Raw genomic sequence first — 22,192 nt, forward strand, 5'->3', positions numbered from 1 at the left:
ATGCGTATCGTTATCGTCGGCGGCGGGATCGCGGCCGCGTATATCGCCAATGCGATCAAAGAGCAGTCGCCCTCCCACGAAGTGCTTATTGTCACCAAGGAGGCCCATCCTCCCTATGACCGTATCCACCTCTGCGCGCTTGTCAGCGGCAGCACCGATATCGACGAGATCGCCCTGCCCCTGCCTGCCGATGTGCAGGTGGAGCTGAACGCCGAGGTCACCAGCCTCGACACCGGGGCCAAACGCATCTTTACCGCTTCCGCTTCTTATGCCTACGACAAGCTCATCCTCGCCACCGGTTCCGAGCCGCGCCGCCTCTTCGACACGGCAGGCCTCACCAACGTTGCCACCTTCCGCAGCGCCGACGACAGTGACTGCATCGCACAGCGGATCGTCGGCAAAAATGTCGTCATGATGGGCGTAGGCCCCATCGGGCTGGAGCTGCTCGATACGCTGAGCACCCTGGAGGGGCCGGAGCATATCTATCTCGTCTCGCGGGGGAACCATCTTTACGACAAAGCCCTCACCCCCTCCGCCGTGGCGCTGATGAAACGCATCTACGAAGGCGCCGATCCCCGGGTCCATATCCTCTTCGAAGAGGAGATTACGGACAAGGTGATCGAAGGCGATACGATTACGAAAATCGTCATGAAAGAACACACCATCGACAACCCCTTTGTCATCTTCGGTGTCGGCATCTCCCCCGCCGCCGCCTTTGCCAAAAGCGCCCTGGAGACGGACAAGGGGATCCTGGTCGACGAGCATATGCGCACCTCCGATCCCGACGTCTACGCCGTCGGCGAAGTGGCCCAGCTTCACAACGGCTATATCGCCGGACGGGTCAAGGAGTGTACGCTCCAGGCCGACGCCGCCGTCGCCGCCATCCTCGGGGTCGAAGACGAAGGGTTCCAGGACTTTGTCACCATCGACGGCCTCAAAGTTGGCTCCTTCCTGCTCGCCGACGTCACCTCGACCGCCTATGAGCCCAAGGACGAAGCGAACGAGGACATTGTCATCGCCTCGAAGGCGGAGGGACGTATCGACCAGTACATCGTCAACGACGACCGCCTCGTGCGTTTTATCGGGATCAATACCAACATCGACGTCCTGGCCCTCAAAACGATGATGGAGGAGGCCAAACCGGTCGACCCGGCTTTCTTCTACGACAACCGGCTGGTGAGCGAACGCGGACGCCTGATCTGCAGCTGCGCCAGCGGCTACGAACAGGACCTCGTCGCGCTGATCAAGGAGAACTGCATCGAGAGCTTCGCCGACCTCAAACCGCTGAGCGAAGCGGGGCGGGTCTGCGGCCGCTGCAAGCAGGACGTCGTCAAGCTCATCGCCGACACCCCGGTCGACCCCGAAGAGGCGGCCCGCCTCAAGGCCGAGCGCGAAGCGGCGGCCCAAGCCGAGGAGATGGCGAAGGTGCAGCGGCGCATCGACAAGTTCAACAAGCTGCACCCGGCCAACCGCATCGACAGCGAGAACCTCGACGAAGCGCTCAAAGCCTTTGACATGAGCAGCGAGTTCAACCGCTGGGTCTCCATGATCACCGCCAATATGCGGCTGCACCCCTCCTACGAACCCCTGGTGGGCCAAAGCATAGAACAGCTCAACAAGATCCCCATCATCTGGCTCGAACTCGCCGACTGCAGCGGCAACTCCGAAGGGTTCATCAAGTCCGCCCACCCCAAGGTGGATGACCTCATCCTCAAATACATCTCCCTTGATTACCACGAACTGCTGATGGCGGGTTCGGGGGACCAGTCGGAGCTCTCCCTCGACGGGGTACTCAAGAACGACAAGGGACGCTACATCCTGATGGTCGAGGGAGCCATTCCCCTCGGCCTGGAAGGAAAGTTCCTGCGCATCGGCCCCAAGGGCGAAACGGGGCTGGAGCTGCTCAAGCGCACGGCGAAAGACGCCGCGGCGGTCTTTTCCATCGGCTCCTGCGCCTTCGACGGGGGTGTCGTTGCCGCCGCGCCCAATCCCACCGGCGCCGTCGGCGTGGCGGAGGCGCTGGGGAGGGACGACATCATCAACCTGCCCGGCTGCCCGGTCAACCCCATCAACATCGTCGGGACCCTCCTGCACTACATCATGTTCGACGAACTGCCCAAACTCGACGAAAAAAACCGCCCCGAATGGGCCTACGGCTTCCGGGTTCACGACAACTGCGAGCGGCGCGGCCACTACGACCTGGACGAATTCGTCCTCGAATGGGGCGACGAAGGGGCGAAGAAGGGGTGGTGCCTCTTCAAGATGGGCTGCAAAGGACCCTATGCCGATCTAAACTGTTCGCTGGTAAAATTCAACGAAGGCACGAGCTGGCCGGTCCAGGTCGGCCACGGCTGTTTCGCCTGCGGCCAGGGCAAGATCGCCTTTGACAAGTACGCCAACAACCGGCCGCTGCCCGAAGGAGAAGAGGAAGAGATTCATGGCCACTAAAAAAATCGTTATAGATCCCATTACCCGCATCGAGGGGCACCTGCGTATCGAAGTCGAGATCGACGAGAACAACACCGTCAAAGAGGCGTGGGCCTCCGGCCAGCTTTTCCGGGGTATCGAGACCATCCTCAAAGGGCGCGACCCCCGGGATGCCGGGCTCATCGCCCAGCGCATCTGCGGGGTCTGTACCAATGTGCACTACCGCGCCTCCATCAGTGCCGTCGAAGACGCCTACGGCATCGCCCTGCCCCCCAATGCCGAGAGTATCCGCAACCTCGTCACCCTCGCGCTCTTTGTCCAGGACCACATCGTCCACTACTACCACCTCCACTCGCTCGACTACGTCGACGTCGTCAGCGCCATCTCCGCGGAACCGGACAGGGCCGCAGAAGTGGCGCAAACCTATCACAACTACCCCTACCGTACCTCGACCGGGCATATGAGCGCCGTCAAGGAGAAGCTGACCTCCTTCGTCAACGCGGGACGCCTTGGGCTCTTCGCCAACGGTTACTGGGGACACAACGCCTACCGCTTCACCCCCGAGCAGAATCTTATCCACATGAACCACTACCTCGAGGCCCTGCGGGTCCAGCGCGACCTCAGCCGGGCGGTGGCGATCTTCGCCGGCAAGACGCCCCATCCGCAGAACCTTGTCGTCGGCGGCGTCACCAGCGTCGCGGACATGCTCAATCCGCAGCGTCTCAACGACTTCATGTTCATCATCAAAGACGCCCGCGACTTCATCGAGCGCGCCTACCTCCCCGATATCAAGATGGCGCTCGAGGCCTACAGGGACGATATCAAAGCCGGCACGGGGCGCGGCAGCGGCAACTTCATGGCCGTGGGCGGCTACCAGTTCGGACAGGAGCAGCAGCTCTTCGAGGGGGGAACCGTTTTCGGGCATGACTTCAGCAGCGTCGAACCCTTCGACGAACAGTACATCACCGAAGAGGCGTCACGCTCCTGGTACGCCGATGACGCCCCGGTTGCACCCTACGACGGCAAGACGGAACCCTTCTATACGAACCTCAACAAAGACGGCACGCTGAAGACGGAGGGCAAATACAGCTGGGTCAAGGCGCCGCGCTACAAAGGCAAGCCCATGGAGGTGGGGCCGCTGGCCAGGATGATCATCGGCTACCTCAAGGAGTCCCCGGTCATCAAGCCCTACATGGAGCAGTTCATGAAGGAGACGGCCCTCGAACTGATGGACTTTTCGACGACGCTGGGGCGTAACGCCGCCCGCGCCGTGGAGGCGCGGGTCTGCTGCGACTACCTCTTCGATTTCTGCAGCGACCTGATCGAGAACATCAAGTACTACGACGAGGAGACCTGGACGAAGTACGACTTTGCCGCCCTGCCCAAAGCGGCGCAGGGGCGCGGCATCTTCGAGGTGCCGCGAGGGGTGCTGGGCCACTTCATCCGCATCGACGACGCCAAGATCGCCAACTACCAGGCGGTGGTGCCGACGACCTGGAATGCATCGCCCAAGGATGAAGGCGGTGTGCGCGGCCCCTACGAAGAGTCGCTGGTCGGCATCACCCTCGCCGACCCTTCTACGCCGCTGGAAGTACTGCGGGTCGTGCACAGTTTCGACCCCTGTCTCGCCTGCGCCGTCCACGTCATTAACACCAAGGGCAGAGAGCTCTCGCACTACAAGATCGCCGCGGCGTGCGTACTTTAAAGAACGGCATCCGAGCCAAGCCCGGATACCTACGCTAACGCTATGTTCGCTTCGGCAGCGAGCCCGCGCACAGCTAAACCGTGCTAACCCTTATCTTCAAAAACATTTGACGCAATCTGTTTTAGGCCCCCTCTAACGCAGCAGACGTTATACTTCCGTCATCTATTCATTGAGGGGAATACGTATGGAACTTTGCGTCGCGCTCGATCTGCCGAGCATGGAAGAAAACCTGGCACTGGTGGAAAAGATCAAGGCCTACCCGGTCTGGCTCAAAGTCGGGCTGCGCGCCTACATCCGCGACGGCGAACCTTTTCTCAAAGCGCTCAAAGCGATCAACCCGGACGCGAAGATCTTCCTTGACCTCAAGCTCTACGACATCCCCAACACCATGGCCGACGCGGCGGAGTCCATCATGGGCCTGGGCGTCGACATGTTCAACGTTCACGCCAGCGCGGGCAAACGCGCCATGCAAACGGTCATGGAACGCCTCTCGGCGTATGAGAAACGCCCCCTCGTTCTGGCCGTCACGGCGCTGACCTCCTTCAGCGAGGAGGAGTTCGGCGACGTCTACAACAGCGGCATCGCCGCGACGGCGGACAAGTTTGCTCAGGACGCACACGAAGCGGGCCTGGACGGCGTCGTCTGCAGCGTCTTTGAAAGCGCATCCATCAAACGTATGACAAGCGGCGACTTCGTGACTCTGACCCCGGGCATCCGCCCCTTCGGCGAGGACGCCGGCGACCAGCAGCGCGTCGCCACGATCGAAGCGGCCGAGGCGGAAAAAGTCGACTTCATCGTCGTCGGCCGTCCCATCTACCAGGCCGAAGATCCCGCCGCCGTCGTCGCAAAGATCCTCGAACGCCTTTAAAGAGCCGGCGGCACACTTTTTAAGCGAAATATTATGTCTGTCTGATTATAATCTCACTCTCATTTTTGAGACTTGGACAGGTGGGTGAGAGGCTGAAACCACACCCCTGCTAAGGGTGCGTACGTCCTGCGTACCGAGGGTTCGAATCCCTCCCTGTCCGCCACTCACATCGATTCCGGATTAGCTCAGCGGTAGAGTAGGTGACTGTTAATCACTTGGTCACTGGTTCGAATCCAGTATCCGGAGCCACTTTTCATATAACTCCCAATCACCGGACTTTCAAAGAAACAACTTTAAGCACTGTGCCCAAAGTGTGCCCATACGTGCCTATAGCACCTCCGCCAAAAACACTGCCCTTTTCTTATCTTTCTGCTTACGATATTTCGCATACATCTGCAGTGTCATAGACGTGTCTGAGTGTCCCAGCATATGAGAAACCCAGAGGATATCTTCATTGTGTTCGATCATCACCGTCGCAAAGGTATGGCGCATCTGATAGATGGTACGGTATTCGATATCCAGTTTTTTCAGCAGCTTTGTCCAACGGGTATTGCGAATACGCTTGATATCGTAGTAATGCTCATTGTCTTTATTCAAAAAGACATAGGTGCCCTGCTCTCCTGTCCGTTCGTACTGCTCTTTGAGATAAGGCATGAGCGGATCGAGGATATCGATAGTGCGGTTACTGCTTTGCGTCTTCGGTGTAGAGACAGAACCCATCTTGATTGCACGGGAGATTGAAATCTCCCGGCGTTTGAAGTCAATGTCTTCCCACCTGAGCCCGATCATCTCCCCGCTGCGCATCCCTGTAAAAAAGCCCAGAGCACAGAAGGCTTGAAGATCATCGTCCGCATGGTCAATAATGCGTTTCATCTCTTCTATAGTGAATGGTGTCACTTCCACCTTGTCGATCTTGGGAAGCTTCACCTTTGAGACGGGGTTCTTGTCGATGATCTCGTCTCGGATCGCATCCTCAAAGAAGGTGTTCAGCACGGCTCTCACGTTGCGAACCCGCCTCGGTGCCAACTTCTCCAGCAACTTATTCTGCCAGATGGCAACGTCCGAAGGCTTGATCTGATCAAGCCGCTTCTTTCCCAAATGGGGGGCGATATGCAGACGCAGTGAGGTTTCGTAATCGTACTTCGTCGAGGCCTTGCGGTGATGCTCGTGCAATGCAAAGCTGACCGACGCATATTCGCTTACCGTCGGTATGGTTGTTTCTTTTTCAAAGAACGTTCCCGAGTTCAATTTGTATATGATCTCAGGAAGTATTTTATTGGTCGCTAGTGCGCGATTTGCCTTGTTGTCATCCAGTCCCAAAGAGCGTCTATATCTCTTTGATTGATGATAAAACGTTATCCACAACTTGCCGTTGCGTGTAATCAGTTTCACGGTCGTCCTTTCCGACCACCCAAGAGTCAATCGCAACTCTATCAAAGAGTATTTTACCTGTTCGATTGTGAAAGTGCACTCCCTCGATAAAGTACTCATCCTTGATCTTGTAAATCCGATCCCTAGAATAGCCGAGATACTCGGCTAATTCCTTAACATTCAGCCAACGTTTCCGTGGCTCTTGCCTAGAAAGCATCTTCTCGATCTTATTCACTATAGTGAGGATAAGATCAAGTTTCGAAAAGTCAATTATCATAGCGACCCCTCTACGAAATATCAGGCTTGTAATGCTCAACTGATATATCAGTTCGACGATGTCTATTCATCCGGATAGTCCCCGGTTTAATCACATCTTGTACGTCAAACTCCTTGAGCTTGGGATACTTCTTTTGGAGATACCGTTCAATTGCCGCCTCAGAATATTCTTCTGGCTTCATCTTCAACTCAATTGTTTTCGAGTAGTACCCGAAATAAAGGGCAATTACTACAGTCATCGGCTCATCTTTCGATGCTTGACCTGCTTTGAACTCTTCTCGTTCCTTTTGCCGTTCGCTTTCGAGCTTCAAGATATATTGCTGGTGCGCGAACAGATCGACCAGCAACAAACCTATCGTCATCTCGAACAGATCTACTGTTGTTGGATAACCTGGGAAATCTTTGTGCCGTTCGACCTGTTCCAAAAATTGGAACCACTCATCCTCACTTGAGAACCGCTTTGAAAGCCATGTGTAATAATCGTACATTGGTCTATCCTTTTATTCATGATTATCATTAAGGCCGCAGCATAGGCTTCGGCCCTTCACTATCTTGCTGCTTATGGGAATATTGTGAAATATTCACTTCTTTGATTTCTGGAACAAATAAGCGCACTAAGCGATCTATCAATGTTAGAGCCGGTCTGAAAGCACTTTCAACTCGTTCAGAAAAGGTTTTAAAGAACTTTCTAACAGTTCTGCGATGCTGTCGTCGTTTTGCTCCTGCGTCAGCACTTTCAACAGCTCGTGATGCTGCTGATGCAATTGTTTGAGCTGATCTGAGATACTGATTTGCTGCTGCAAGATCATCCTCACAACACGCAAGATGCCATTCTCTTGCAACTCGCGCTTTTCGAGCTCGGCTAGCAGTCTGTTCAACTCGTTCATCTTCTAGCCCTTGTTCTTTTTGAACACGATATAGATCTGTTTTGCGTCGATTTCGACGAACTCGCTTGTGCTCCAAATGAGCGCTGGAAGCGTCAACAGTCCAATAAGGAATCCCATCAACACTGCCAAAGCATTCGTCTTCCATGTTTTTACATACAGATTCTTTACTTCGTTCTCCATGCTCAAGCGCAATCTCGCAACGCTTTCTGTCCAAATGTTGGCGAAAGTCTTTCTCAAGTGCTCTGCGTTCTGCTTGTGAATCTCGATGATAATATCGTTCCTCTGCTCGGCTTGCTTCTTTGCTGAATTGGCCAAGCGACTCAATGTCTCTGAATCGTTCGTCATATATGACTCCTTTAAACCGCCGCGCTTTCTTTGCAGACGGTAATTTCAATGAAAGATAACTTTGACCCTTCCGCGTCAAAGTAATACCTTCCTTTTCGACCAACTCAATGAGTTCATCGCGACTCGTTGCTGCACCTTCTTCTATACATTGATGCAGCAGGCGATCAAGTTCAATATAGTCTCGTGCCAATCCAATAGCTTTTGTCGGCACACTCAAAGTACGTGTACGGCGTGGATCGTCAGGTGAGCTAAAGCCATAACGAAGGTTTTGCAAATCACGCCATAGATCCATCCTTTTCCGATCGATCCGATCAAAATACGGCTGTAGTCTTTTCCCTGTAACCAAGTTGGTCTTAGGGATCACCATATTCAGCTCTAACCGATTTTTGTCAGTGTGCTCCACCCAAAGAATGTTGAAATTGTTCATATCCAGCCCTGGTAAAAGGGCCTCCTCAAACTCTTTCATTATTTGGTATTTGATCGATTCTTTAACGTTAAGTTCTTCAAAGCTCAAACAGCCTGCAAAGACCTTCTGCTTGCGATCAATACTTTTAATGATTCTTTTGGTCAACTCCGGATCACCGGAAATGACTTTCGCCGTACCATTAGCTACACGTTTTTCATTCAGTAAGTAATGAATGATTCCAACATTACCTCCACTTTTATTCGCGAATTTGACAAAGAGCATCATTGATCTCTTTAAGCTGCATTGCCACTTCACGATCAACAGATTTGTTGATATTGCAGACCTTGGCAATCTGGTTGAGATTGTTGCCAATACGCTGCATTTGGTAAAGTAGTTCACGATCTACGTCTGTACTGAGCTTCCGTCGCAGCAATGCTGCGCGAGCGAATCTGGAAAACTCAGTATGAGTTGCTGAGAGCTTGCTCTCGATCTCTTGCCATTCGCCTAAAGAAAAGCGAATGGTTTTGCGAATGCGCTTACGCATTGCTGCCTCCTCTGTATAAGGGGTTTTAGGGGTGTTTCCCCTAACGAGGTCTCCAAATGTCGTCAGACAATTGGTAGCCTCGCCAAAGCAGCGAACATTCAATAGTTATTGAAATCCATTGCGTTTCAGGACTAAGTACGATCCCGGTATTGATGCGATTTTCAGACATGAGGACAGCCTGCCGCATCGGCCTATATTTCCAAAACCAGTTTCGATTTGTTGGTTGATTACTCGTGTATATTGTTAGACAAAAGAAGAAAGGATATAATCTCTGTTGCTACATAGGAGTATCCATATTGGATGCTTCTTTTGTCTTTTCTTTTCACCCCCTTTTCTAGAGATGACTCATTTTATTGGTTTTCTCGAACAACATTGGAAAAATAATAATTTTTTTACATACATGTTGTATTTTTTTGGAATTTATACAAAGATGAGATGGCGAAGAGATACTCCAATAAATACCAAGGTTACTTCCTTGATTGAATCGATATAATCCAAATAGAAAGATCCGGTGGCAATGAAGGCATATATGACTGAAGCGAATAAAATCAAGATAGCTCTATACAAAAAAATTTTCCAAGAGATCAAGCAAGGATATATTGCTGTGCCAGAGCTCTCTTTATTCAGTGCTGTCGCCGATATGATTGTAGTGAATGGTGACATCCATATTTATGAAATCAAATCCAAAATGGATTCACTTAGTCGCTTAGAGAGCCAACTTAGTAGATTTAAAAAGTGCGCAAATAAAGTCACTGTAGTTGCCGATGAAAAATTTATACCTAAATTAATAGAACTTCCAAGTATGAATGGCGTAGGAATTATTTCCGTAAACAATAAAAACCAATTAAAAGACATCCGTGAAGCAGTATCTCGGCCAATGCATATTGAAGACTATTTAGCCTATTGGACTTCAACTGAGATAAAAGCATCTTTACGTGGACTTGAGGGGTACAGTAAACTAAGCGTTTCCAATGCAAAAGAACGGCTTTTAAAGCTAGTAAATGTCAATGAATTAAATAAAATTACGGTTTATAAATTGAAAGAAAAATATGGAAAAGAGTTCATTGAAAGAAAAAAGCTAATAAAAGAAAAAAATTATGAAAAAGCTCTAGAATCTCGTTTTAGAAGCATGATTCCAGAACAGACTACGCCTTTGAGAATGTTGCCAGCTTTTCTCTTTAAAGATTTCAACCAAGAACAAAATTCTTAACTACAGACAAATAATTATGTCTAAGACACATTGTCTTTAAGGTGCCTGGCGACGGTCTATCAGGATAATAATTTTTTAAAGCCTCATCAGTATCATACTCACTATCAATAAATCTTGACTCTTCCCCCTCCAAAGCACCTTGCTGAATATCTTCCATAAGTTTATTCATCGAATTGATCAAACCATATGAAACAACTGCACCATATTTATCTTTTTTTTCATCGCGCTTGTCCCAGCCTCTTCTCACCAGAAGTTTTTTTGAATCATCTACAGATGCCAATACTACCCTAGCTGTAGGTCTTCCTCCCATAGCCCTTGTAACCGTTTTCCTATCAAATCCACAGTAATCCCCATAACCAAAAAGATTTACATTGGATTTCTGAAAATTAGCAAATATTTCAAGTGGCTGGTTGTCAAAAATAAAATTTATATTTGTCTCAACACCTGCTTTTAGAGAAATATCCTTAGCAGCAACTTGCGCACCTAGATATATAGTTTTTGCAAAATATTTGATTGCCTCTTCAATTAGAGGCTGATATTGTTCATCAGCAAAATTATTACTCATATCGTAAATAAGGTAGATGTTATCTGCTTGCCCGTCTACTTCCTGATAAATATCTTCAAGTCTTTCATTGAAGCTAGAATGGCCTTTGCTTATTCTAATGGCTACACTGACAAAACTTTCAAGAATTGTCTTGATATCCTCTACAATCTGATGACCTCGTTCCCAATTTAAAACAGGAATAACAGTGTCCTTATTCTCTATACTTAGATATTTCTCTATGATTTGATGACTTTGCAAATATTCATATTGTTTCTCCGGTAGTTCAGTGACCTGATTACCTTTTCCAAAAATTTGGGCCTCTCTTTTTCTCGCTTCCTTTGCTGCAGTTCTCACATCTTCATTAATCACTTCTTCAATGAATTCAATGTCCAAAAAATGTGAGAACGTAATAATTTCATCTTTTTTATACGCATCAAAACGCTCAATTGAATCAATGTCAAACAATGGAACAATATTTGGACGATCTATGTCATATACTATTGAGGAAGCCAAGTTTGTGTATGTAAGAGTTGGCATATAAAAAGGGATTTTCAGTGATGTCTCTGTATCTTCTTCAATATTATTAAAAGCAAAATCAAACTCATCTAGATCAAAATCACCAGTAATATAATTGTCAATATTTTCATCTTCTACGACAATTAAAACTGTTGATTCTGTAATATCTATAGTAAGAGTGACAGTGTTCCCTTCTACCTCAAATTCGTAATCAACATATGTCTTAATATCACCATACGTTTCAAACTTAGGAGAGTTAAAAGGGATTGTTCCAATATAATCACCGGCAAAAAGTATATCTACACTACTATAGTTATTGTTGTAATACTCTCTCTCAATATAAGTCATTACATTAAACCCAATGTTTCAAGTCTATATTTCATTGCTAGTTTTGATACCTGAAATTTTTGAGCTAGATTCTCAATTACCTTTGTTTTATCTTCTGTACCGACTTGTCTATACTCTCTCTCAACAGCATCTGAAGGCATCAGTAACTGAGCAGCGAATCTATTTGCCTCCATTTCATCATGATTCCAATCATCATCTCGATTAAAACCAATTTCTTTATCTAAAAAACCAGTCTCAGTACTCCAATGAGATAAAGGAGCAATATGCATCATAAAGTGCCCTAATTCATGCGCCAACGTAAATCTCTTTCTTTCTTCCATCTGATTGCTAATTCTATTAACCCAAATGACAGGCCGGTTTTCTTTAATACTAATACTCCCTAACACCTTCATTTTTTTAAAGTCGGGTTTCGTATCAATTTCAATCTCAAGGAATCTAATTAAACCTTCGATGTCAACAGGTATATTTGTAAACGATGTTTTCGCTTTTTCTAAAATTGCATGTAACTCTGGAGCCGATATTTTCTTGCTTTTGAATGCTTCATACTTTTTCATTGTGCTTCTCCTAGTATGCTCGACAAAACGTCATTGACATTCGTTTCGTCAATTGCCTCACCTTGAGCAATTTTTTTCAATGTCTCCTCTATGAATACTCTTAACTTACGTAACTTTCCATCAACATCTTTGTCAATTCCTTTTTTATATTCTTCCAAATGTGTTTGCATCATATCTTCTAAAGATTCTGTGAACAGCTCTGTACGTAGCTTATCCATGAGCTTATCATCTTTTTTGATAGTCTCAATTAGCTCGCTCCAGTTCTCATTCAGAACCTGCTTCTTTTCTCTGCCCCACCATCTAGTAAAATAAAAGCCAGCAACCGTTACTGCCACTGTAACTACAACAAAGATAAATGTGACAAAAACCATAAAACTGTTTGCAACTGCAATTGAGTCACCTGTAACAGTTGGACTATTTGGATCATAATGAGGGAATGTCTCTATAAAATGCAATACAAATACAACTGCACCAATAACGAAGAAAGCTTCCACTATAAAAAGAAGAGTATTTACTACCCAACTTTTTGATATTGAAAAATCTATTGTGTCTTTTTTTTCACTTCTCGCCATATTTACTCCGTATCCAGTGCACAATAATATCATTTTTATATATTGAACAATGTTTCTGGTTCACTCTGTAATAGAAAATGTTAAATGCGAGAATAGCCTTTTGCTTTTGAACAAGTAATTGAAAGAGTGTGTATATAATACAAATAGAAGGTTACCTCAAAAATTAATCTGTGGCTTTTTCATACTCGATGGTAGTGCTAATAAGCAATTGTTCATTAACAAACATTTCACATTTTGTTTCACTCACATCGATTCTAAATTTCAACATATTCGCTTTCGGAATCTTTACGATTGGTACAGACATTTTGAAAAAGCCAGGAGTCAATAATTCAATATGAGTATTCAGGTGCCCATTTTGTTTGAGAAGTGTCAGCGCAATAGTATTACTGATTGGTTCGTTATTGAAAAAGAGAATATCTGTGTTCTCATCAAAGAACTCTGTTTCCTCTTCAGTATCAATGGTAAAACTAATACTAATTGTCATACTTTCGCGCCAACACGCTCTTTCTCTGCACTCATTGCTACAGCAAAATGGTGGATAGTGCCTCGTTTACCAGTAAAAATATTCTCAAACTGATTTCTACTTACAGCCACCTTATTTGCAAGAAGATCAAAGCTTATCTCACTAGCAATTGTCGGCAGTGATTGGTATCGAGCCCATAATGAGTCAATTGTAATTGTATTAATTGATTCACCTGTTAGCTCTTTTTCAAGATTTAAAATTCGATGTAGATCTGCTCCGATTCGAACATTGAATTTCCCTGACTCGATACGGTTTGGTTCGCGCCCAAGCAGTTTACAATCTTCTAAATACTCATCTACTGCGTATTCAAACTCCTGGCGAAGATCACGCAGATCTGCTGCTTCATAAGTAACAGTATCACGTACACCCAAGACTTTACCGTGCAAAATATTATCATCCGCCGAATATTCTACACTTCCAAAGAATCCATTGTAATTCATTGCATTATCAAAACCCATCATTCCGCCTTTTCATTCTTGAGTTTTTCTAACTCTAACTTCCTTATCACAATTTCTCTCGCTTCATCCACCATATATCGCAAGAGTGTGTTTTCAGGATGTGGCCTATGCAAGCTAACAAAAAGATCATATTCCTTATTGTAGAACTTTACCTTCGAAGATCCCTTCTTTGAGTTAAATGAATCAAATCCAAAAAACTTCAAAAAAGCTTCTAGTTCCTTCCATGTCAATGACTTAGAAGGTGGTATTTCAAAAAACTTAGCAGTCAGCTTGTCCTTTTTGCTCATATTTGATTGTATCATATAATGTTTTAACAATGGTACTGTTTTATAGTACCAATGCATTTATTATGCTAAAAAAGACAACATATTAAACTATAAAATTTGAACTTACTACTTGAATTTTGTATTGTTCAACAAGAAAATGTTGACTATATTTAGAAAAAATCATACTGCCTCATACAATACAGACAATTTATATAATTTCTTGTGCCCATATTGTGCCAACTAATAGCTATTCTTGAAGAAATGGTAGAGGTACGATAGAGTTGCCAAGACCCTTGTTTCTGGTCTTTCGTAGTTTTCTATATAGCAATCAGTTTTATCCAGTATCCGGAGCCATTTTCTTCGACGCTTTTTCCTAAACTCTTCGTTGTCACAGCACTCACGTACAATAGTACGCTTCGCACTGTTCCGCCTTGATTTTAGAAAAAATCGTCTTCGAAAAATTCTTTCATAATCTAAATGCAAATTGATTGAGAGTGTATACTCGCCGCCTAGCGTCCTTCGGCCTCTTTGCGGGCCTGTTCGCGCAGACGGTCTTTCTTGCTTTTTCTCTTTCCCTTTACCGGTGCCGGGCCTTTTGTTTTAACCGGGGCTTCGCCGGTCAGTTCGAAACCTTCGACCCGCTCGCGGGGCAGCCGGATCTTCGCGCGTTTTTCGATGACCTTGAAATGCGCCTGCGTCTCATGGTCGATGAACGAAACGGCCGTGCCCGATTTTCCGGCGCGCCCTGTCCGCCCGATGCGGTGGATGTAATCCGCCGGGGAGCGCGGAAGGTCGAAGTTGACGACACAGTCGATATCCTCGACATGCAGTCCCCTCCCGACGAGATCGGTGGCGAAGAGGATGCGGAACTGTTTCTGCTTGAAATCCTCCAGCGTCGCGCTGCGCTCCTCCTGCGTGAGGTCGCCGTGGAACGACTCCGCCGAAAAGCCGTACTTGCGGAACTTCGCGGCGATATTGTCCGCCGCGCGCTTGTTGGCCATAAAGACCAGAACCTGCTCCCACGGTTCGCTCTCCAGCAGATGGCGCAGCAGCGGCCCGCGCTTCTCGCGGTCCACCTCGATGACCCGCTGCTCAATACTCTGAACCGTCGGTGCCTCCGACGCAAAGGCCACTTCCACGGCTTCCTGCGTAATGCGCGATGCGATAGCCTGCATCTTCGGCGGATAGGTCGCGGAAAAAAGAAGATTCTGCCGCTTTTCGGGAAGCTGCGGCAGAATAAGATCCAGCTCTTCGGCAAAGCCGAGGTCAAGCATCTTGTCCGCCTCGTCGAGGACCAGGAACTCCAGATGCGAGAGGTTCATCTGCTTCTTGCTCAGTACGTCGATGAGCCGCCCGGAGGTTGCCACGACGACATCGCACCCCTGCTGCACGGCGTAAAGCTGATCGCCGATGCGCTCGCCGCCGATGATGCTGACGACCTTGGGCGGCTTCGGCAGGAAAGCGCCGAAGGTCTCGAACGCCTGCGCCACCTGCAGCGTCAGCTCCCGCGTCGGGGTCAGCACCAGGGCCTTGATCTTCGCCTTGCCCTCCCCTTTGCGCTGCGACCAGAGCTGCAGGAGCGGCAGCACAAACCCGGCGCTTTTGCCGCTGCCCGTCTGCGCACGTGCTATGACGTCCCTGCCTTCGAGCAGCAGCGGGATCACCCGCTGCTGTACGGGCGTCGGTTCGACGTAGCCGTTCTCCCGCAATGCGCGTTCGATCGCGCCGATAAGTCCGAGTCCGGTAAACGACATGAAGGTTTCCTCATAGTTTGTTGCACGTATTTTAGGGGGTTTGGGCTTTAACGCACATCGTCACCATGCATCGGCTGCAAAAAGCCGGTCAGTCGGCCCTCCCTTACACCATGCTGTTAGAAAAATTCATCCGCTCACAGCTCGCAGGTATCGTTTGAACAAAAACGGCTTTCGATCCCGTCGCTGTCCGCAAACTTGTTCCAGTCGATATGCGGCATGGCGGCAAGCTTCTCTTCGTAGGTTTCCCGGGAGATCCCTTCGTAGGGCATCTGCTTGTAGGCCCCGCTCTCGGAGTGCGGCAGCATGGAAACCGATTTGATCACCGGGGCGAACTGCGCGAGCATGTGCTCGACCTGGTGCCCCTCTGTTTCGGGATCGAAATAGACGGTGCAGCTGACCATGTTGTCGCTCCATTCGCGCTGTATCATGGCGAGGAAAGCGAACTGCTCCCAGGCGGAAACCTCGGTCGCCTTTCGAGTTTTTCCCTGGTCGATCGGAAACGCGAAAACGGTCGTGTTCTCGCTGTAGACGTCGGGTTCATGCGCAACGCCCGCCGCCTTGAGCAGACGGCAGACCGCGGTATCATTGCCGACGCGCATCCGCCGCAAAGCGTATTGGAACGTCGGGAAGTGCATCCCGGAGCTCACGCCCGCCAGCTGCGAGATCGTCCCCGAGGGCTTGATCGTCGTCACCCGGATGGAGGGCGGTACGCCGGCTTCAGACGCCAGTTTGCGGTTTGCCGAGCGCACCACCTTGTAGCCCCTGCGCAGCCGCCTTGTCAATTCGGTCGCCCCCAGCTGGTCCAGCATGTCCGCCATGCCCGAAAGACTGACCCCAATGCGCCGGTTGCGGACCACGATCGCGTTTGTTTCGGGGCGATGCGTCGGCAGCAGCGCGACCGTTGAAGCGTAAAACGTGGCGTACTCCAGTACCCTATAGAAGTCGTCTTCCCCCGCGCATCGCGACGGAAAGACCTCGGCCAGGTTGCACAGCTCGTAACTCTCGAGCGGTATCTCGCTGCAGGGGTTTGCCAGCCACGCCCGGTCTTCGGACTCTCTGCCGTAGCGCCCGTATTTTTGCACGTTGATCAGGTTCATGATGCCCGGTTCGCCGTTGGCGATAATGTGTTTTGCGATGATGGGGAGTTTCGCAAAATCTTCCGTCTTTTTCAGCACAACGGTGTTGTTTGACATCCAGCCGATCTCGGCACGTTCGGGGAAACGTTCATAATCTTTCAGGGAGAGAAAGCTCTCATCCTCCGCCGACCCCAGGGCGATCTCGGCACTGCGGCGCACATTGCCGGCCACGACACAGGCGCCGATGGCATTGAAGATATCGGCGGTGCAGCGCGTCGCATCCGTTTCTCCGGCGCAAAAAGCGTCCAGATAGCTCTCTATCCTTCGGTGAAGCGTCTTGAGCGGCTCCGGTCCCGAAGCAGTACCGCCGAAGCCCCTGATAGGCGCCCCCGCGGGCCGGATCATATCGTAGTCGAATGTGAACCACGCCCCGCCCCTGGTGTAGCTTTCGATCAGCAGCCTTACCGATGCGACCCACCCTTCCCTGCTGTCTGGAATGACAAAAGGTACCGGGCGCGATTTGTCCGGCACGGCCGTACCCCGCCCCTTCCATGCGGTGTTGAAACCGACCCCGACGCCGCACATCAGCATGTCCATCGTCCAGTCCGCGGCGGTGGCGAGGTCGGCGGTGTCGACCGCGCCACAGTTGTTGAGCGCCGCGGCGCCCCGGGTGTAAACATACTCCGTGCCCATCGCCCAGAGCCCCCGCCCCGGCGGCAGCCATTTCATCTCGAACATCGCCTCGGCCATTTCGGCAGCGTACGACTGCCAATACCCTTCGTCCCAATGCAGCCTGCTCAGCGCATAATGGTGTTTTCGGACGGACATCACCCCGTTCGTCACCCGGATGACGGTATCGGCCCAATGCTCCTGCGATCCGTCCTCCATTTTCCGACTGTAAGTTCGGTAGTACGTCGTTTCCCCAAAACCGCCAAAGCCGAACTCCGGTTTGCGCTGCCGCAGCGCGCCGCAGATCTGCTCTTTAAGTTCAAACCGCTCCGTAATCATCATCTTTGTGTCACTGTCACTCATCCCTCGTCTCCTTGCTGTCCTATGCAACAAGTATAGTACGATTTCCACAAGCACTCGATGATTTCTGTCAAAATGTTCCTACCCCATCTCTTCTGACGCCGTTTTGAAAACATCGGCACACAAAACAGCATGAGCTCCCCTGCGTAATCGCTGCTCTTACGTTCAATTTACAATCGCGAAACAATCAAGGCATCTGAAGCAGGGATGAGTATCTTGGAGAGTAAAAAAGAGCGTAGCGCCAAAACCCTCCTAGAGAGTTTTGACTATATATTACTGTAACACTAGAACAGGAGCTGCTACAGAACAATCGAAGTTAGAAATACTGTTGATATACACTGTGCCTGAAGTCACAAGTACAGCCTCTGAAAAGAGATCGATATTGTATGAAGCATCTACTTTAAAGGTTTCTGTAGATGAATTAACATCATATGAAAGTCCCGTAGTTGCATCAGATGTGAACTCCAGAATGCCGCTCTGCATCGAATATGTCAAGTAACCATAATCGTAATCGGGGTCATCGACAAGCAGTTCGGAACCGTAAGCACGATCTTGTGTATACGCATGATAATCATAGCTTCCAACTGCATCCGTACAGAAGTAATAATCGATATTTGAGGCGTCATAGGTATCCAGAGCAAAATCAAGATCGACATTAATGTGATATCCCATCACGCCCGTAGCATTCAGATCTGCAAAGGTGACGTTGATGTCACCGACGCCAAAATTACCAGAAGAGCCAGAAGAACCGCAACCGCCAAGGCCCAGGGCCAAAGTACCTACAAGAATAGATAAAATATAGTTTTTAATTGTTATATCCCAATATTTAATATCGCCTATACTACATTCATAGAGGTTACATATCACTTAATTTTTGACATGTATATAAATATCTTACAACTATAAATAATATATACTGTATTTAATATTGGAGTCTGAAAGCTTCGAGCGCATCCTTGTCAAATCAGACGAGCTCATTACAAAGCTAATGAATAAAGAAAAAAACATATTTTTCGAAGCCCACTCTTTTCAAAATTTGTTATAATTCGTCCCGCATCAAAACTTTATCACAATGCAAAAGCGTGGATCCCTTGTTCATACGATGTTTATAGAAACAGGGAATGCTTGCACATACACTCACGCATCCAAAGGAAGTTTTTTGAACCTTCAGAGTTTTTTATGGGATTATGGAGAAAAAGTACCCGGGTACGACGTCAGAGTCGTCAATGAAAGAGAAGCCAGAGCCGCGGCGGGGATCCTTGGAATCCTCGGGACCATTATCATCTTCGTCGGGATAGGCTTCAACCACATCATGGCAGCGAGAATCTATTTGGCCTTTTTATTTATAGATTTTACGCTGAGAATGATCAGTCCGAAATACGTCCCTTCCCTGCTGCTGGGCAAGTTTGTCGTGCAGAACCAGAAACCGGAATATGTCGGCGGACTGCAGAAGCGCTTTGCGTGGACGCTGGGCTGGCTGATCTCCCTGCCGATGGTCTGGTGGTTCGTCATCAACTGGGACATCACCTTCTACAAAGTACTTATCTGTGTCCTCTGCGCGTCGCTGATGTTCCTGGAGAGCGCCTTCTCCATCTGCGTCGGCTGTATGATCTACAAGCTGCTCACGCGCATTGACCCGGTCCACTGTCCGGGCGGCACCTGCGAGCTCCGTATCAAAGAGCCGATCCAGAAGTTCAACCCGGTCCAAAAGGTGATCGCGGCCCTGACCGTCGTCGGCTTCCTGGTGGGCACCTACGCCTTTTTGGCCTACGAGGAGCCCAAGACCTTCTTCGGCGAGTTTCTTCATGAAGCCGTTTTGACGGAATCGCAATTGATCAAAGAGAAAGAAGAAGCGTACCAGAGGGAGCTGGAGAAAGAGTTCGGAGACGACGACTTCTAGTACCCGCTCTTTTTCTGAGCGAAAATGGCACCGTCCATTGTTTCACTCCCAAAGGGTGCCCTGCCCAATCAGCCAGTTCAGTGGCCGGCCAAAGCGTCAGCCTGCTGCTCCTGTTCTTTCGTTTTCGCGTTCATCGTCTGCGTAACGCTTTGTGCGTCATGCATCACGTCGATCTCCTGCCGAAGCATATGATCGCTCTTGTCACCTTCCGTTTTCTGATCGGAACAGCCTCCGAACAGCGTTAAAATACATACGAGTCCCCATAACGTTTTCATCACCTGCATCCTTACGTTGAATCCGCTCTATTCTAAGCTGTTGACACCCATCTGTCAAATGCTGCAATAAAAAGTCTCTCCTCTTGAATACATATACAAAAGACAATACTGTCCGGATTGCCGACCCCATACTGATAAATTATTTTAATAAATCATGCGATACACTCTGAACAGTTGATAACTATTTTATTTTCTTAAAAACACTCCGGCTGCCGGAGGGGAGGAAGATCTGCATGAAAATCAGCGCGCTGCCTATAGTCTTCATATTGTTTTTCGGACTGGCGGGATGTTCATCCAAATATCTTACAGAACCAAAAATAGAAACCATCAAGACTGACGCCACCGCCTACCTTGAGGGCAGAATCGACTACGCAAAAACGAACAGGGATTATCTGCCGTCTTCTCTCAAATCAGATCCGGATTCCACGCGTGTGCTTCATTACGATTATGAGGTCACCTATGTAAACGGGGACATCGATTACGATGCATTAAATCTGTTCAATCCTCTGGTACTGGTCGGGTTTCCCCTCAGTGATTCCGACGTTGTCGTACAGGGGAAGCTCGATGTGATCGATGCCAATGCAACGACGATCTCCTTCAAGGCTGTCTGTGTCGCCAAAAGCACCAGAAACCTCTTTAAAAACACCAACCTATCCGAAGACAGAAAAAAATGTCTGGATGAAGTCAAAAAAAATATCGATTTGCAAGTCAGAGTAAGTCTAACAAAAGGAGAACTGTAATCATGCGATTTAAACTTACCACTACCACCTTGCTGGCACTGGGTACAGCAATCATCATGTCCGGATGCGGCGCAAAAGGGCCGACCTTTTCGAAAATCGAAAAGCCTGAAAAAGACATGGGACTTGTCTACATATACCGCCCGTCAAGTTTTATAGGAGGCGGTATCTATTATGATATCCATGTGACTGATCAGGATGGCAATGACAAAGTGATCGGCACGTTGAGAAACGGCGGCTATTTCCAATACACCAGTCAACCGGGCGAAAAAGAGTTCTGGGCCAAAACAGAAGCCAAAAGCTCCGTCACGATTGATATTGAACCGAACAAAATGTACTGCATCAAAGGAGAGGTCGGTATCGGATTTATCGCCGGAAGACCCCACTTGACAGTTGTTGACAACAAACTATGCGAAGAAGAGATCAAAGATACGCAGTTAAGCAGTGACTGAGACAAGCTGCCTACGGAGTCGCTATTAACTGCAAAATTTCTCCTCTCCCATGCAGGGCAACGTCTCCGTGCGTTTCGACAGGAACCCGAGGTGCACTTAAGCCCTCCATAGTAAAATTGCGTATGGAGATTACATCTTTGGACCTGCTCAACTGGCTCGGTATCGCCTTCTGCATCACGCAGTCGGCGATGTTCTCCGGGCTCAACCTCGCTTTTTTCAGCATCAGCAAAATGCGACTGCATATCGATATGTCCAAAGGCGATGCTGCCGCGGCAAAGGTCTACGCCATGCGCGAAGACCCGAACTTTCTGCTGACGACGATCCTCTGGGGCAATGTCGGCATCAACGTTCTGCTGACCCTACTTTCCAATTCCGTGATGGCCGGCATCATCGCCTTTGTCTTTTCGACCTTCGTCATCACCCTCTTCGGCGAGATCATCCCCCAGGCTTATTTCTCCCGAAACGCCCTTAAAATGGCCTCCACACTGACCCCCCTGCTGCGCTTTTACCAGCTGCTCCTCTGGCCGTTGGCCAAACCCTCTGCCAAGATGCTCGACCTCTGGCTGGGACGGGAGGCGGTGCAGTTCCTGCGCGAAAACGAGATCGAGGAGATGCTCAAACTGCATATCCAGGAACGCGATTCCGAGATCACGCGGACCGAAGGGGTCGGCGCACTGAATTTCCTCGCCATGGACGACCTTAAAGTCGGCGAAGAGGGCGAACCCATCGAACCGCTAAGCATCATTCCCCTCAAGTTCGAGGGCAGCGTGCCGCAGTTCCCCGAAATCGCCTCCTCGTCCAAAGACCCCTTCTTGCGCCGGGTCCAGAGACCCCACAAGTCATGGATCATCCTGACAGACATGCGTGACAACCCCCGCCTCGTCATGGATGCCGACGGCTTTATCAACGCCGCCCTCTTCGAATTCGACACCTTCGACCCCATGGAGCACTGCCACCGCCCGACAATCATCACCAATATGGAAACGACACTCGGTTACATTCTGCCGGGTCTGCAGGTCGATCCGGAGCATATGGAAGACGACGTCATCGACCAGGACATTATCCTAGTCTGGGGAACCGAACGGCGCATTATCACCGGGGCGGACATTCTCGGGCGGCTGCTGCGGGGCATCGTGGCAAAATAACTAC

The 22,192-nt window shown here is 49.2% G+C and carries 22 protein-coding genes and 2 tRNA genes; 10 read left to right on the forward strand and 14 right to left on the reverse strand.

Annotated elements, in window-relative coordinates; genetic code table 11:
• From WCX72_RS08915 to WCX72_RS08935, 5 genes are all read left to right on the forward strand, one after another.
• Window positions 1–2,448 (forward strand): hydrogenase small subunit, encoded by a 2,448-nt coding sequence (locus WCX72_RS08915; RefSeq protein ID WP_345969458.1) that lies wholly within the window; start codon window positions 1–3, stop codon window positions 2,446–2,448.
• Window positions 2,438–4,132, forward strand: a complete 1,695-nt coding sequence (locus tag WCX72_RS08920) for a nickel-dependent hydrogenase large subunit (RefSeq protein ID WP_345969459.1) — start codon at window positions 2,438–2,440, stop codon at window positions 4,130–4,132. The genes WCX72_RS08915 and WCX72_RS08920 overlap by 11 nt, the downstream gene beginning before the upstream one ends.
• A gap of 184 nt (window positions 4,133–4,316) precedes the next feature.
• Complete coding sequence (pyrF, locus tag WCX72_RS08925) at window positions 4,317–5,000, forward strand: orotidine-5'-phosphate decarboxylase (RefSeq protein WP_345969460.1); 684 nt, start codon at window positions 4,317–4,319, stop codon at window positions 4,998–5,000.
• A gap of 74 nt (window positions 5,001–5,074) precedes the next feature.
• A tRNA-Ser gene (locus WCX72_RS08930) sits at window positions 5,075–5,163 on the forward strand.
• An 11-nt stretch (window positions 5,164–5,174) separates the two neighbouring features.
• A tRNA-Asn gene (locus WCX72_RS08935) sits at window positions 5,175–5,249 on the forward strand.
• 78 nt (window positions 5,250–5,327) lie between these two features.
• Here the strand turns inward: WCX72_RS08935 and WCX72_RS08940 are convergent.
• From WCX72_RS08940 to mobC, 4 genes are all read right to left on the reverse strand, one after another.
• Window positions 5,328–6,392, reverse strand: coding sequence for a tyrosine-type recombinase/integrase (locus WCX72_RS08940; RefSeq protein ID WP_345969461.1), 1,065 nt, complete (start codon window positions 6,390–6,392; stop codon window positions 5,328–5,330).
• 266 nt (window positions 6,393–6,658) lie between these two features.
• Window positions 6,659–7,135: a hypothetical protein gene (locus WCX72_RS08945; protein ID WP_345969462.1), complete on the reverse strand. Its 477-nt coding sequence runs from the start codon at window positions 7,133–7,135 to the stop codon at window positions 6,659–6,661.
• A gap of 28 nt (window positions 7,136–7,163) precedes the next feature.
• Complete coding sequence (locus WCX72_RS08950; protein ID WP_345969463.1) at window positions 7,164–8,570, reverse strand: relaxase/mobilization nuclease domain-containing protein; 1,407 nt, start codon at window positions 8,568–8,570, stop codon at window positions 7,164–7,166.
• Window positions 8,542–8,829 carry a plasmid mobilization relaxosome protein MobC gene (gene mobC, locus WCX72_RS08955; protein ID WP_345969464.1) on the reverse strand — a complete coding sequence of 96 codons (288 nt, stop codon included), beginning with the start codon at window positions 8,827–8,829 and terminating at the stop codon, window positions 8,542–8,544. The genes WCX72_RS08950 and mobC overlap by 29 nt, the downstream gene beginning before the upstream one ends.
• 517 nt (window positions 8,830–9,346) lie before the next feature.
• Between mobC and WCX72_RS08960 the strand changes: the two genes are divergently transcribed.
• Window positions 9,347–10,039: a sce7726 family protein gene (locus WCX72_RS08960; protein WP_345971544.1), complete on the forward strand. Its 693-nt coding sequence runs from the start codon at window positions 9,347–9,349 to the stop codon at window positions 10,037–10,039.
• Here WCX72_RS08960 and WCX72_RS08965 read toward each other — a convergent pair.
• From WCX72_RS08965 to WCX72_RS09005, 9 genes are all read right to left on the reverse strand, one after another.
• Window positions 10,017–11,447, reverse strand: coding sequence for a hypothetical protein (locus WCX72_RS08965; protein ID WP_345969465.1), 1,431 nt, complete (start codon window positions 11,445–11,447; stop codon window positions 10,017–10,019). The genes WCX72_RS08960 and WCX72_RS08965 overlap by 23 nt on opposite strands.
• A complete protein-coding gene (locus tag WCX72_RS08970) occupies window positions 11,447–12,001 on the reverse strand; it encodes an ImmA/IrrE family metallo-endopeptidase (protein WP_345969466.1) in 555 nt (184 codons plus the stop codon). The genes WCX72_RS08965 and WCX72_RS08970 overlap by 1 nt, the downstream gene beginning before the upstream one ends.
• Entirely contained in the window at window positions 11,998–12,573 is a 576-nt protein-coding gene (locus tag WCX72_RS08975) for a hypothetical protein (RefSeq protein ID WP_345969467.1), read from the reverse strand. Before WCX72_RS08975 ends, WCX72_RS08970 begins: the two co-directional genes overlap by 4 nt.
• A gap of 163 nt (window positions 12,574–12,736) precedes the next feature.
• Window positions 12,737–13,057, reverse strand: coding sequence for a hypothetical protein (locus WCX72_RS08980; RefSeq protein WP_345969468.1), 321 nt, complete (start codon window positions 13,055–13,057; stop codon window positions 12,737–12,739).
• A complete protein-coding gene (locus WCX72_RS08985; protein ID WP_345969469.1) occupies window positions 13,054–13,557 on the reverse strand; it encodes a type II toxin-antitoxin system HicB family antitoxin in 504 nt (167 codons plus the stop codon). Before WCX72_RS08985 ends, WCX72_RS08980 begins: the two co-directional genes overlap by 4 nt.
• Entirely contained in the window at window positions 13,554–13,841 is a 288-nt protein-coding gene (locus WCX72_RS08990; protein ID WP_345969470.1) for a type II toxin-antitoxin system HicA family toxin, read from the reverse strand. Before WCX72_RS08990 ends, WCX72_RS08985 begins: the two co-directional genes overlap by 4 nt.
• 488 nt (window positions 13,842–14,329) lie before the next feature.
• Window positions 14,330–15,574 (reverse strand): DEAD/DEAH box helicase, encoded by a 1,245-nt coding sequence (locus tag WCX72_RS08995; RefSeq protein WP_345969471.1) that lies wholly within the window; start codon window positions 15,572–15,574, stop codon window positions 14,330–14,332.
• Between the two features lie 134 nt (window positions 15,575–15,708).
• On the reverse strand, window positions 15,709–17,682 hold the full coding sequence (locus WCX72_RS09000) for a fused protease/ribonucleoside-triphosphate reductase (protein ID WP_231018646.1): 1,974 nt from the start codon (window positions 17,680–17,682) through the stop codon (window positions 15,709–15,711).
• Between the two features lie 270 nt (window positions 17,683–17,952).
• On the reverse strand, window positions 17,953–18,546 hold the full coding sequence (locus WCX72_RS09005; RefSeq protein WP_345969472.1) for a hypothetical protein: 594 nt from the start codon (window positions 18,544–18,546) through the stop codon (window positions 17,953–17,955).
• 292 nt (window positions 18,547–18,838) lie between these two features.
• Between WCX72_RS09005 and WCX72_RS09010 the strand changes: the two genes are divergently transcribed.
• Window positions 18,839–19,579 carry a DUF4395 domain-containing protein gene (locus WCX72_RS09010; RefSeq protein ID WP_231018650.1) on the forward strand — a complete coding sequence of 247 codons (741 nt, stop codon included), beginning with the start codon at window positions 18,839–18,841 and terminating at the stop codon, window positions 19,577–19,579.
• A gap of 77 nt (window positions 19,580–19,656) precedes the next feature.
• On the opposite strand, the gene WCX72_RS09015 is transcribed toward WCX72_RS09010, so the two are convergent.
• Window positions 19,657–19,854 (reverse strand): hypothetical protein, encoded by a 198-nt coding sequence (locus tag WCX72_RS09015; RefSeq protein ID WP_231018652.1) that lies wholly within the window; start codon window positions 19,852–19,854, stop codon window positions 19,657–19,659.
• 233 nt (window positions 19,855–20,087) lie between these two features.
• Here WCX72_RS09015 and WCX72_RS09020 point away from each other — a divergent pair, with 233 nt between their 5' ends.
• The 3 genes from WCX72_RS09020 (at window position 20,088) to WCX72_RS09030 (ending at window position 22,188) form a co-directional block, all read left to right on the forward strand.
• Complete coding sequence (locus WCX72_RS09020; protein ID WP_231018654.1) at window positions 20,088–20,594, forward strand: hypothetical protein; 507 nt, start codon at window positions 20,088–20,090, stop codon at window positions 20,592–20,594.
• A 2-nt stretch (window positions 20,595–20,596) separates the two neighbouring features.
• A complete protein-coding gene (locus WCX72_RS09025) occupies window positions 20,597–21,043 on the forward strand; it encodes a DUF2846 domain-containing protein (protein WP_231018656.1) in 447 nt (148 codons plus the stop codon).
• A gap of 122 nt (window positions 21,044–21,165) precedes the next feature.
• Window positions 21,166–22,188, forward strand: a complete 1,023-nt coding sequence (locus WCX72_RS09030; RefSeq protein WP_231018658.1) for a DUF21 domain-containing protein — start codon at window positions 21,166–21,168, stop codon at window positions 22,186–22,188.
• Window positions 22,189–22,192: the final 4 nt, after the last annotated feature.

Origin of the sequence: Thiomicrolovo immobilis, from assembly GCF_039645955.1 — a bacterium.
Classification (GTDB): domain Bacteria; phylum Campylobacterota; class Campylobacteria; order Campylobacterales; family Sulfurimonadaceae; genus Thiomicrolovo; species Thiomicrolovo diazotrophicus.